At 70.4% G+C, this 12205-nt stretch carries 13 protein-coding genes; 12 read left to right on the top strand and 1 reads right to left on the bottom strand.

The window, feature by feature from the left end; all coding sequences use genetic code 11:
• From ABD120_RS36960 to ABD120_RS36950, 3 genes are all read left to right on the top strand, one after another.
• Window positions 1-459, top strand: a 459-nt coding sequence (locus ABD120_RS36960; RefSeq protein WP_343955023.1) for a Scr1 family TA system antitoxin-like transcriptional regulator, incomplete at its 5' end; no start/stop codon positions are given.
• A 128-nt stretch (window positions 460-587) separates the two neighbouring features.
• A complete protein-coding gene (locus ABD120_RS36955; RefSeq protein ID WP_343955022.1) occupies window positions 588-803 on the top strand; it encodes a DUF397 domain-containing protein in 216 nt (71 codons plus the stop codon).
• Between the two features lie 79 nt (window positions 804-882).
• Window positions 883-1278: a hypothetical protein gene (locus ABD120_RS36950; RefSeq protein ID WP_343955021.1), complete on the top strand. Its 396-nt coding sequence runs from the start codon at window positions 883-885 to the stop codon at window positions 1276-1278.
• 59 nt (window positions 1279-1337) lie between these two features.
• On the opposite strand, the gene ABD120_RS36945 is transcribed toward ABD120_RS36950, so the two are convergent.
• Window positions 1338-2681, bottom strand: a complete 1344-nt coding sequence (locus ABD120_RS36945; RefSeq protein WP_343955020.1) for a glutamate-1-semialdehyde 2,1-aminomutase — start codon at window positions 2679-2681, stop codon at window positions 1338-1340.
• A gap of 108 nt (window positions 2682-2789) precedes the next feature.
• Here ABD120_RS36945 and ABD120_RS36940 point away from each other — a divergent pair, with 108 nt between their 5' ends.
• From ABD120_RS36940 to ABD120_RS36905, 9 genes are all read left to right on the top strand, one after another.
• On the top strand, window positions 2790-4244 hold the full coding sequence (locus ABD120_RS36940; protein WP_343955019.1) for a polysaccharide deacetylase family protein: 1455 nt from the start codon (window positions 2790-2792) through the stop codon (window positions 4242-4244).
• A 56-nt stretch (window positions 4245-4300) separates the two neighbouring features.
• On the top strand, window positions 4301-4375 hold the full coding sequence (locus ABD120_RS39935) for a putative leader peptide (protein ID WP_425564098.1): 75 nt from the start codon (window positions 4301-4303) through the stop codon (window positions 4373-4375).
• A gap of 183 nt (window positions 4376-4558) precedes the next feature.
• Window positions 4559-6406: a 2-oxoacid:acceptor oxidoreductase subunit alpha gene (locus tag ABD120_RS36935; RefSeq protein ID WP_343955018.1), complete on the top strand. Its 1848-nt coding sequence runs from the start codon at window positions 4559-4561 to the stop codon at window positions 6404-6406.
• A complete protein-coding gene (locus tag ABD120_RS36930; RefSeq protein ID WP_343955017.1) occupies window positions 6399-7445 on the top strand; it encodes a 2-oxoacid:ferredoxin oxidoreductase subunit beta in 1047 nt (348 codons plus the stop codon). Before ABD120_RS36935 ends, ABD120_RS36930 begins: the two co-directional genes overlap by 8 nt.
• 497 nt (window positions 7446-7942) lie before the next feature.
• A complete protein-coding gene (locus tag ABD120_RS36925) occupies window positions 7943-8848 on the top strand; it encodes an NAD-dependent epimerase/dehydratase family protein (protein WP_343955016.1) in 906 nt (301 codons plus the stop codon).
• Window positions 8849-8920: 72 nt separating this feature from the next.
• Complete coding sequence (locus ABD120_RS36920; protein WP_343955015.1) at window positions 8921-9571, top strand: class I SAM-dependent methyltransferase; 651 nt, start codon at window positions 8921-8923, stop codon at window positions 9569-9571.
• Between the two features lie 80 nt (window positions 9572-9651).
• Window positions 9652-10305 (top strand): polysaccharide deacetylase family protein, encoded by a 654-nt coding sequence (locus ABD120_RS36915; protein WP_343955014.1) that lies wholly within the window; start codon window positions 9652-9654, stop codon window positions 10303-10305.
• On the top strand, window positions 10305-11204 hold the full coding sequence (locus ABD120_RS36910; protein ID WP_343955013.1) for a glycosyltransferase family 2 protein: 900 nt from the start codon (window positions 10305-10307) through the stop codon (window positions 11202-11204). Before ABD120_RS36915 ends, ABD120_RS36910 begins: the two co-directional genes overlap by 1 nt.
• A complete protein-coding gene (locus tag ABD120_RS36905; protein WP_343955012.1) occupies window positions 11201-12193 on the top strand; it encodes a GNAT family N-acetyltransferase in 993 nt (330 codons plus the stop codon). Before ABD120_RS36910 ends, ABD120_RS36905 begins: the two co-directional genes overlap by 4 nt.
• Window positions 12194-12205 lie beyond the last annotated feature (12 nt).

Below are 12205 nucleotides of genomic sequence, written 5' to 3'. Positions count from 1 at the left end.
ACAAGGCCGGCCAGCTCTGCAAGGCGATCGCCGTCCTGCAGAACTACGAGCTCACCCACAGATGAAAAGAGCTCACTGATCACCGCCGGGAACGGTCGCAATCACTACCACTTCGTGATTGAGGCCACCGTACTTGATATGATCATCGGAAGTGCCGACGTGATGCGCGAACAGTACGATTTCCTATCGGCCGCACTGACACTTCCCCATGTTTCTGTCGGGATAATTCCGCGTGACCGCGTGCGATCCCTCTACCCCGGCGAAGGCTTCTACATCTTCGACGGGAAGCTCGTTCGCAGCGAGCTCTGGTCAGGGGGGTTCAGGACCAACCAGAGAGAACAGGTCACCACGTTCCTGCGGGCTTTCGCCATGCTGCGAGACCTTGCGGTGTACGGCGAATCCGCCGCTGCGCTGCTCGATGGCGCGAAGGTCAACCTGCAAACAGGTGAAAACTTCTAGTCTCGGCTTGAACCGAACTTCTACCGTCGGTGTGTGCCCAGCATCCGCTGGCGCGCAGACGCACGGCTGGCCGTCCAGCCGTGCACCCGCCTCGGGCTATCCGGCCCGAGCGTGAGGAGGGCAGGTAGATGGATCTGTACCGACAGAGCCTCGGGGACCTGGTGTTCCGCCGCCTCTGCGGCGGCAACAACAACGAGGACGGCGAAGGCGAATCCTGCGTAGAGATCGCCCCGATACCGGGCGTTCCGAACGCCTTCGCCTTGCGTGACGGCAAGAACCCGGAGGCCGGGACGCTCCGGTTCAGCGGTGACGAGCTGGCCGCTGCCGGGATGACGACCATCTAGGAAGCCGCTTGCCAACGGCCCTGCCCGGTCGCGTCGGACAGGGCCGTGCCACTTCACCCTGACATGAACTGAAGGCCCGTTGCACTGGCATGCCTACAGTTGGTTCGGCGACGGCACCGAGCTCGCCCGCGAGTCCGAACGCCGCCCCGCCTCACCCGACTTCCCCATCTCGCCCCTACCGCCGATGCGCACCGGCGACTGGTTGCTGAAGCCCGGCTGGCGCATCGCCGCGACCTTCGACGATACGCGCGAGGCCGTCGCGTGGATGGCCGATCAGTACGCACCGTTGCGGCCACCGACCGACGTGATTCCGCTGGAAACCCGCACGACGGACGCACACGACCTTCTCCCTCGCGGTGTCGATGTGCAATGGGGAGAATGGCTGGGCGGAGACCGCTTCCTAACGGTTGGCGTGATCTGCTGCCCGAACCGGCATGTCGGTCACCCCTGCCCGCGACCCGGCGTCTCGGTATGAGACGCCGCCACCCGTACTTGTCGGCACACGCGCTACAGCCGTATAGACAGGGCGGGATGTCACAGGCGGCGGGGTGCGGCGAAGGCGCGCAGGGCGGGGGCGACCGGGGGGCCGGACAGGAAGGCGTTCGGGCCGTCCTCCAGGGCTTTGCGGTAGACGCGCAGCGCGTCCGCCACCGCCTCCACCGTCCGCGCGATGTCGCCGGGGGTGTGGGCGGCCGAGACGACGAAGCTCTGGCAGAGGATGCCGCGCCGCAGCAGTTCTTGCAGGAACAGGGTGCGCATCTCCTGCGAGGGGGCCCCGGCGGCGTCCTTCGTCGTGAAGACCAGGCAGGACGGGCGGCCGATCACCGCGAAGTGGTCGGCCACCCCGAGGTCGCGGGCGGCCGCGTTGGCGCCGTCGGCCAGCGCCGTGCCCCTGGCCTCCATCGTGGCGACGGGGTCGCCGTCGCGGTAGGCGGCGATCACCGCGCGCAGGGCCGCCAGCGACACCGTCTCCGGGCCGTTGGTGCTCGACAGCAGGAACACGCGCGGCGCGTCGGTGCGCAGGCCGCCGAGTTCCATCAGTTCGCGGCGGCCGGTCAGCGCGGCGACGGGGAAGCCGTTGCCGATCGCCTTGCCCCAGCAGGCCAGGTCGGGCCGGACGCCGTACAGTTCCTGGGCGCCGGGGTAGGCCCAGCGGAACCCGGTGATCATCTCGTCGAAGACGAGTACGGCGCCGCGCGCGTCGCACAGTTCGCGCACCCCCTGGAGGAAGCCGGGCGCGGGCTCGGCGAGCGCGGTCGCGGCCTCCATGACGACGCAGGCGACGGCGCCGGGGTGGCGGTCGAACAGGGCGCGCAGGGAGTCGAGGGAGTTGTAGGCGAAGCGCAGCGTCTGCTCGCGGGCGGTCTGCGGCACCCCGGCGTTCATGGGCAGGGCGGCGACGAACCAGTCGTCGGTGGAGAAGAAGGGCTGGTCGCACACGGCGATCAGGTCGCGTCCGGTGTACGCGCGGGCCAGCCGGACGGCGGCCGAGGTGACGTCCGAGCCGTTCTTGGCGAACTTCACCATGTCGGCGGCGGTCAGCGGGGCGAGGAAGTCCTCCGCCGCGCCGAGTTCCGCGGTCGTGGGCCGGGTGAAGCTGATGCCGTCGTCGAGGACGGCCCTGACGGCGTCGAGCACCGGCCGGTAGGCGTGGCCGAGGGTGACGGCGCGCAGGCCCATGCCGTACTCGACGAACTCGTTGCCGTCCGCGTCCCACACGTGGGCGCCCTTGCCGCGCACGAGGACGGGCGCCATGTCCTCCGGGTACTGGTCGGAGCCGCGCGCGTAGGTGTGGGCGCCGCCGGGGACCAGGTGGTGGAGGTCGCGCTGGAGCTGCTGCGATCGAGCAAAACCCGCTAACGGGCCTAGTTCCGCCATCCACCAGATCGTAGGCGGGCGGACTACCGCGCGTACATACCTAAAGCCTCACCTCCCATAGCCCCAAAAGGGGGTAAACCACAAAGAGACCCCCATAACCTGACACGCATGCACAAAAGCCGGATCATCGGGGGGCTCGCGATCGTCAGCGCGCTCGCCGCCCTCACCGGCTGCGGCCTGGCGACGGCCTCCCACGGCCCGAGCGACCCGGGAACGAGCGTCCGCGCCGAGCCCACGAAGATCGACTTCGTGGACCCCGCCCGGGTCAACGGACTGGCCAGCCAGACCCTGCACGAAGGCGGGAACGGCGCCAGGTACGTGCACATCAGCTACCCCGAGATCACCGGCGCCGACCCGCTCAACGCGATGGTGCGGGCCGAGGTCCACCGCCAGCGGCGCGCCTTCGAGAAGGACACCTCCCCGTACGGCCCCGCCCCCAGGCCCGAACTCAACGTCGACTGGCAACTGCCCGTCGCCACCGACGAGGCCGTGGGCGTGCGGCTGCGCACCGGCGAATTCCTCGGCGCGAACTGGGGCGACTCCACCCGTACCTACTGGTACGACGGCACCACCCGCCGGGCGTACGCCTCGGACGGGCTGCTGTCCGGGCAGAAGGCGCTCGACACCCTGGCCGCCGAGGTCAGGCGACTGCTGGCCGCGCGCGACTCCGGCATCGCCGCAGGCGACGTGGACCCGGACCCGGACCTGTTCGACTCGATGGCCTTCAACAGGTACGGCGACCTGGTCGTGGAGTTCGACGAGTGCCAGGTCGGCGCCTGCTCACTGGGCCGGGTGGCCGAGGCCGTACCGGGCGCGGAGATCGAGCCGCTGCTGTCGGAGACCGGCCGCCGCGTGCGGCGGATCGCCCAGGAGAGCGCGCCGGAGACCACCGCGCCGCGCATCGGCCCGACCCACAGCCCGGCCGCGACCAGCAACCGGGCGGGCACGGTCGACTGCGAAACGGCCAAGTGCGTGGCGCTGACCTTCGACGACGGTCCGGGACCCGACACCGGGCGGCTGCTGGACACGTTGCGCGACGCGGGGGCGCGCGCGACGTTCTTCGCCGTCGGAGCGAACGCCGCCGCCCGCCCCGACCTGGTACGCCGGATGGCCAAGGAGGGCCACCTGGTCGGCAACCACAGCTGGGCCCACCGCGACCTGTCGAAGTTGTCCAGCGCGCGGATCACCGACTCGCTGGCCCGCGCCCAGGACACGCTGACGGCCGCGATGGGGCAGCGGCCGACGCTCGCCCGCCCGCCGTACGGGGCGGTCAGCGCCGACGTGGCGGCCGCCGCGCGGAAACTGGGACTCGCGCTCGTCACCTGGGACGCCGAAGCGCAGGACCGGCACGAGCGCGATCCGGCGAGCGTGGCAAGCACGGCGATGCGGCAGGCGCAGCCGGGGGCGATCATCCTTCTGCACGACGTGAACCGCGCCACCGTCGACGCGGTTCCCGCGATTCTCGACGGCCTTCGCGGGAAGGGATACACCTTCGTCACCGTTCCAGAGTTGTACAGCAGAAGTATGCAGGCCGGAAGCACCTACCGGTCGGGGGCGAAGTGATCGGCACGCAACCCCTGACGTAACTCGCATGCTGGGGGGACGTATAGTTGGCGCTCGTGACCCGAACCACCCTCTTCGCCCGCTTGCACGTCGATCTCGGCAGGCTCGCGTCCGGGCTGTGTCACTTCTAGTCGTTCTTCCGCTTCCCCCTGAAGGCCACCGCGCCCACCGGCGTCGTGGCACGGAAACGTCTTGAACCTCCTGAGGATCTAGCATGGAACCAGAGACCGCGTCCATCCCGACGCCCCGGCGTGTCGAGGAGGACTCGTGAGCGAGCGCAGCGAGGGCACAACGAGAGCTGCGAAGGAGGAGCTGTGACTAAGCAGGTCCAGCAGCTCGACCGGGTGATCATCCGGTTCGCCGGGGACTCCGGCGACGGCATGCAGCTCACCGGCGACCGTTTCACCGCGGGCACGGCGGAGTTCGGCAACGACCTTTCGACGTTGCCCAACTTCCCCGCCGAGATCCGCGCCCCCGCGGGCACCCTTCCAGGTGTGTCGAGCTTCCAGCTCCACTTCGCCGACCACGACATCCTCACCCCGGGCGACGCCCCCAACGTGCTGGTCGCGATGAACCCGGCGGCGCTGAAGGCCAACCTCGGCGACCTGCCGCGCGGCGCCGACATCATCGCCAACACCGACGAGTTCACCAAGCGCAACCTGCAGAAGGTCGGCTACGACGGCAACCCCTTGGAGGACGACACTCTGGCGGAGTGGCGGGTGCACGCGGTGCCGCTGACCTCGCTGACGGTCAGGTCCCTCGAAGGCTTCGACCTGTCGAAGAAGGACGCCGAGCGCTCCAAGAACATGTTCGCCCTCGGCCTGCTGTCGTGGCTCTACCACCGGCCGACCGAGCACACGATCTCCTTCCTCGAACAGAAGTTCGCCAAGAAGCCCGAGATCGCCAAGGCCAACATCGCGGCCTTCCAGGCGGGCTGGAACTACGGCGAGACGACCGAGTCGTTCTCGGTCTCCTACGAGATCAAGCCCGCCAAGCTGGCCCCCGGCGTCTACCGCAACATCTCGGGCAACCAGGCGCTCGCCTACGGCCTGATCGCGGCGAGCGTGCAGTCGAAGCTGCCGCTGTTCCTGGGCTCGTACCCGATCACGCCCGCCTCCGACATCCTCCACGAGCTGTCCAAGCACAAGCGGTTCGGCGTGCGCACCTTCCAGGCCGAGGACGAGATCGCGGGCGTCGGCGCCGCGCTCGGCGCGGCCTTCGGCGGCTCGCTGGGCGTGACCACGACCAGCGGCCCCGGCGTGGTGCTGAAGGGCGAGACCGTCGGCCTCGCGGTGATGACCGAACTGCCGCTGATCCTGGTCGACGTGCAGCGGGCGGGCCCGTCCACGGGCATGCCGACCAAGACCGAGCAGACCGACCTGCTGATGGCGATGTTCGGCCGCAACGGCGAGTCGCCGGTGCCGATCGTGGCGCCGAGCACGCCGAGCGACTGCTTCGACGCGGCCATCGAGGCCGCCCGCATCGCGGTGAAGTACCGCACCCCGGTCTACCTGCTGTCCGACGGTTACCTCGCCAACGGCTCCGAGCCGTGGCGGCTGCCCGAGATCGACGAGTTGCCCGACATCTCCACCGAGTTCGCGGTCCCGACCGGCGAGGAGTTCCAGCCGTACCAGCGGGACACCGAGACCCTGGCCCGGCCGTGGGCGGTCCCCGGCACCGCCGGGCTCGAACACCGCATCGGCGGCATCGAGAAGGCTGACGGCAGCGGCAACATCTCCTACGACCCGGGCAACCACGACCACATGGTCAGGCTGCGCCAGGCCAAGATCGACGGCATCGACGTGCCCGCCCTGGAGGTCGACGACCCGACCGGCGACGCCGGCGTGCTGGTGCTCGGGTGGGGCTCGACGTACGGGCCGATCGCGGCGGCCGTGCGCCGCATCAGGAAGAGCGGCGGCAAGGTCGCGCAGGCGCACCTGCGGCACCTGAACCCGCTGCCCGCCAACACCGGCGAGGTCCTGAAGAAGTACGACAAGGTGCTGCTGCCGGAGATCAACCTGGGCCAGCTCGCGCTGCTGCTGCGGGCCCGGTTCCTGGTCGACATCATCAGCTACAACCGTGTGCGCGGGCTCCCGTTCAAGGCCGAGGAGCTGGCCGGAGTCATCCAGGACGTTATCGACGGTGGTGAACAGGGTGTCTGAGCTGGTCAACGGCAAGGGTCTGAGCCTCATCCCCAAGGCCGACGCCAAGCAGTCGCTGAAGGACTTCAAGTCCGACCAGGAGGTGCGCTGGTGCCCCGGGTGCGGCGACTACGCCATCCTGGCGGCCGTCCAGAGCTTCCTGCCCGAACTCGGGCTGCGGCGCGAGAACATCGTGTTCGTCTCGGGCATCGGCTGCTCCTCGCGCTTCCCGTACTACCTGAACACCTACGGTTTCCACTCGATCCACGGCCGTGCGCCCGCGATCGCCACGGGCCTCGCGGCCAGCCGGCCCGACCTGTCGGTGTGGGTGATCACCGGTGACGGCGACGCGCTGTCGATCGGCGGCAACCACCTCATCCACGCGCTGCGCCGCAACGTCAACCTCAACATCCTGCTGTTCAACAACAGGATCTACGGTCTGACCAAGGGCCAGTACTCCCCCACCTCCGAGGTCGGCAAGATCACCAAGTCGACCCCGATGGGCTCGCTGGACAAGCCGTTCAACCCGATCTCCCTGGCGATCGGCGCCGAGGCGAGCTTCGTGGCCCGCACGCTCGACTCCGACCGCAAGCACCTGCAGTCGGTGCTGCGCGAGGCGACCGCGCACCGGGGCACCTCGCTGGTGGAGATCTACCAGAACTGCAACATCTTCAACGACAACGCCTTCGAGCCGCTCAAGGACCCCGGCCTCCGCGACGACATCACGCTGAAGCTGGAGCACGGGCAGCCGATCGCCAGCGCGAGCAAGGCCGTCGTACGCGCCGCCAACGGCGGCATCGAGGTGGTGGCCCGCGACGGGGTGAGCGACGAGCAGATCCTGGTGCACGACGCGCACAACCCCGACCCCTCGCTGGCCTTCGCGCTGAGCAGGCTCGACGAGCCCGCCTTCGAGCATGTGCCGATCGGTGTGTTCCGCCAGGTCGAGCGCCCGGCCTACGACGTGCTCATGGCCGAGCAGCTCGACGAAGCGGTCGACCGGCAGGGCCCGGGAGACCTGTCCGAACTCCTGCTCGGCGGAGACACCTGGCGCATCGGCTGAGCCGGGCCGACAATGTCTCCGTAGCGACCCCTCGACGCGGAGTCAGCCATGGCTGCCAGAAGCGCGCTGTTCGCCGTGCTGCTTCTGGCGGCGATGCTCCTCGGCATACCCTCGGCGGCCCTGCCGCCGGCAGCCGCCTCGGCGGCGGCCCCGGTGCATCTGCAGTCCGAGGAGTCGCCGGTCGAGTCCGAGTGCGCCGGGCACCCGTGCCGGGCCACGCGCACTCCCCGGCACCTGACTCCTACGCACTGCCCGGCCAAGCGCTGCCCGCACCCGCCGCAGGCCGTGACCGCACGGCGGCACCGAGAGCGCCGGCCACGGGCCGCACGCGCGCTCTCCAGACGGCGTCCACGCCGCTCGTCGCGGCTCAGACCGGCCCGGATCGGGCCGGATCCCGACCCTGACGGGCCCGGCCATCCGCCGCCCTGTCCCAGGGCGCCTCCGCTTTCCCTCCTTCCACCCAGTTCCGGCATTGTCCACGAAGGAGGGATACCACCATGCTGCATTGGCAGTCCGCCCGGGTCCTGGTGACGGGCGCCACCGGTTTCATCGGCGCGCACCTGACCCGGCGGCTGGAGCAGCTCGGCGCCGAGGTGCACGCGGTGAGCCGCGAGGACAGGGCGCGGTCGGGGGCCGAGATCTGGCACCGCTGCGACCTGCGTGACGCGCAGGCCACCGCCGACCTGGTCGGCGCGGTCCGGCCGGACCTGATCTGCCACCTGGCCAGCGAGGTCACCGGCATCAGGGACGTGGGCATGGTCAGGGCCATGCTCGACGGCAACCTGGTGGCGGCGGTCAACCTGATGACCGCCGCGACGGACACCGGGACCAGGCTCGTCCTCGCGGGCTCCGTCGAGGAGCCGCGTTCCGACACCACGGCGCCGCATTCGCCGTACTCCGTGGCCAAGGCCGCGGCCAGCGCGTACGCGCGGTTGTTCCACCGCCTGTGGGGGGTGGACGTGCGGGTGCTCAGGATCGCCATGGTGTACGGCCCCGGCCAGCGCGACACCTCGAAGCTGGTGCCGTACGCGGTGACCGAGCTGCTGTCCGGCCGGACGCCCCGGCTGAGCAGCGGCACCCGGCTGATCGACTGGGTGTACGTCACCGACGTGGTCGACGCGTTCGTCGCGGCGGCCGAGAGCGAGCGGGCGGCCGGAGGGCTGTTCGACGTCGGCTGCGGGTCCGGGGTCTCGATCAGGGACACCATCGACCTGCTGTGCCGGTTGTCCGGGACCGCGATCACACCCGAGTACGGCGCGCGGCCCGACCGGCAGCTCGATCACGCGCACATCGCCGACCTGACGCTCACCCGGGCGACGCTCGGCTGGGAGCCTACGACGCCGCTGGAGGAAGGGCTCAAGAACACCCTGGCGTGGTACACAGAACACCACATAGAGGGATAAAGGCTCAGTGGCAGGCCGGTACCACCGGCCTGCCACTTTCCAACGGGGAACGCCATAGGCGAAGATGACGCGGTGGGTTCCCCCTTGCGGCAATTATTCGTCGACGGACCGAATTCCGTCGCGGCAAAGGCCCGTGCCCGGCGGTGGCACTGGGTCGCACAGACTTTTCCGGACCTGACCCGGATGCACGTCATCGACCTCGGCGGCACGGCCTCGGCCTGGCTGAGGGCACCGATCCGACCGGCGAGTGTGCACGTCGTGAACCTCGCCCATGACGACGAGGACCTGCCCGACTGGCTCAGAACCGAGGTGGGCGACGCCTGTGAACTGCCCAAACGCATCCTGGGCAGCGACTACGACCTGGTCTTCTCCAACGCGGTGATCGAGCACGTGGGCGGCTTCGCCCGGCGGCGGGCTTTCGCGGACGCGGTGCACACGCTGGCCGGGAGGTACTGGGTCCAGACGCCCTACCGCTACTTTCCGGTCGAACCACATGTGCTATTTCCTTTCTACCAATTCCTCCCCCTGAACGTCAGGGCGCGGATCAACCGAGTCTGGCCGCTGGTGCACACCAACTCCCCCGACTGGACGGCCGCACTGCACGACGCGCTCGATATCGAGCTGATCGGCCGCGCCGAAATGCGGCTCCTTTTCCCGACCGCCACGATGCGCGCGGAAAAGGTGGCGGGCCTCACCAAGTCGCTCATTGCGATCAAAGCGTGACGACCAGTTTGGAACGTTACGACGCACATGTAACGGGCGAGTGGACCGGGCGATTACCTAAGGCCGATCTGGGAGGACTTGTGGCGGAATCAGTGGTCAACCTGACCGTCCATGGCATCGGCGACACCGGCAGACGCCTCGACCCGGGCGAGGACCTCACCTGGGTCGGCGTCGAACGGTTCGAGCGGGTCATGGACGCGGTGGCGGGCCGCCCCGACGTACGGATCACCTTCGACGACGGCAACGCCTCCGACGTGGAGATCGCCCTGCCCCGGCTGAAGGAGCGCGGACTGCGCGCCGAGTTCTTCGTCCTCGCCGGGCTGCTCGGCCAGACCGGCCGCCTCGACGCCGACGGGGTGCGCGAACTGCTGGCCGCCGGGATGCGGGTGAGCTCGCACGGCTGGGCCCACCGCGACTGGCGCACCCTCGACGCCGCCCAGGCAGGCGAGGAACTGGTCGAGGCCCACCGGGTGCTCGGCGCGATGACCGGGCAGCGGGTCTCACGGGTGGCCATCCCCTTCGGTTCCTACGACCGCAGAGTGCTCGCGCGGCTCAGGCGGGCCGGGGTCACCCGCGCCTACACCAGCGACGGCGGCCGGGCCAGGGCGGGCTCCTGGCTGCAGGCCCGCACCAGCCTCAAGCACGACCTCGACGACGCCTGGATCCAGCGCGTGCTGCACACCAGGACCCCGGTGCGCGACCTGTGCGCCCGCGCCTACAAGAGGATGCGCTGATGCGGGTCGCCCTGGTGATCGTCACCTACAACAGCGCCGACGTGCTCCCCGGCTGCCTCGCCTCGATCCCGGCGGGCGCCGAGGGGGTCGAACTCACCGACGTGGTCGTGGCCGACAACGCCTCCCACGACGGCAGCCCCGTCCTCGCCAAGCAGGCCGACGGCCTGCCGATGCGGGTCGTGGACGTCGGGAGCAACGCGGGCTACGCCGCCGCGATCAACGCCGGGATCGCCGCGCTCGACCTGGACCGCCTCGACGCGGTCTACGTGCTCAACCCCGACTGCCGGTTACGGCCCGGCTCGATCCGGCCGCTGGCCGAGCAGGCGCATCGCGGGATCGCGGTGCCATACATGATCAATCCGGACGGCTCGCTGCAGCCCTCGCTGCGGCGGATGCCGTCACTCGGGCGGGCGGCGGTCGAGGCGGTGATCGGCGGGATCCGCGCCGGGCGCATCGGCGCGCTGGGCGAACTGGTCACCCACCCGCGCGACTACGTGGTGGCGCGGCGGGTGGCCTGGGCGACCGGCGCCGCCATGTGCATGTCGGCGCGCATGCTGGCCCAGCTCGGTCCGTGGGACGAGTCCTTCCTGCTGTACAGCGAGGAGACCGAGTACTGCCTGCGGGCCGCCGACCACGGGTGGATCACCTGGTACGAACCCTGCTCGGTGATCGAGCACATCGGCGGCGAGTCCGCCGTCAACCCGGCGCTGGCCGCGCTGCTGATCGTCAACAAGGTCGGGCTGTTCCGCAGACGACGCGGGCCGCTGGCGGGCACGCTCTACTTCCTGATCGTGCTGGCGGGCGAGGCCGCGCGGGCGCTGGCCGGACGGCGCACCTCACGGCGGTGCGTGGCCTGGCTGCTGCGGCCCTCGCTGCGGTGGAAGAGCCTGCCGGGATGAGGCTGCTGCCGTACGACGAGCTGACCTCCGCGCACCTGGACACCTGGCACCGGCTCCGCGCGGGCAACCCGGCGCTCGACAGCCCCTACTTCCATCCCGGCTTCGCCGCCGCCGTGCACGCCAGCGGGCGCCCGGTGCACGTGGCCGTGTCGCCGCAGGCGCTGATGGCCGTGCACCGGGACGGATCGTGCCTGCGGCCCGCCGGCTGGCCGGGTGCCGACTTCCAGGGGCCGCTGCTCGCCCCCGGGGCCGCCTTCGAGCCGCTGGAACTGCTCGGCGGGGGCATCACCGCCTTCGCCTTCGACCATCTCGTGGACGGGGTGCCCGGCTTCGAGCAGTGGACGCTCTCGCGGCGGGTGTCGCCGTACGTGGACGTGAGCGGCGGCCTGGACGGCTATCTCGGCCGGGCCTCGCGGGCGGGCAAGGACAACATGGGGCAGGCCCGGCGCCGCGCGGCCAAGGCCGGCCGCGAGCTGGGGCCGGTGCGGTTCGCCGCCGACAGCGACGACGAGGGCGTGCTCGCGCGGGTGATCGAGCTCAAGCGCGCGCAGTACGCCGCGACGGGCGCCGCCGACTACTTCGCCGCACCGGGCAGGGCCGGGCTGCTCCGGCGGCTGCTGCGTACGCGGGAGGCGGACTTCTCGGGGGTGCTGTCCACGCTGCACGCGGGCGAGCACCTGCTGGCCGCCCATTTCGGCATCCGGTCCGGCGGGGTGCTGCACTGGTGGTTCCCCGTCTACGACCCGGCGCACGGCAAGCTCGCGCCCGGCTGGATCCTGCTGCGGGAGCTGGTGCAGGCCGCGCCCGCGCTCGGCATCCGGCGGATCGACTTCGGCCGGGGCGACGACGAGTACAAGAGGCGGGCCAAGACCGGCGAGGTGCTGGTCGCCCAGGGCCTGGTGACCCGCGACCCGTTCAGGCTGGCGGCGCGCAGGACGCTGGAGCGTGCCAGGCCCGCCCTGCGGGCGCTGAAGCGGAGGTTTGCGTGACTCGTAACGTTC

This window comes from Nonomuraea longicatena, assembly GCF_039525605.1.
Taxonomy (GTDB): domain Bacteria; phylum Actinomycetota; class Actinomycetes; order Streptosporangiales; family Streptosporangiaceae; genus Nonomuraea; species Nonomuraea longicatena.
Note: the sequence above shows the minus strand (reverse complement) of the source record. Positions and strands in the feature narration are given on the sequence as shown.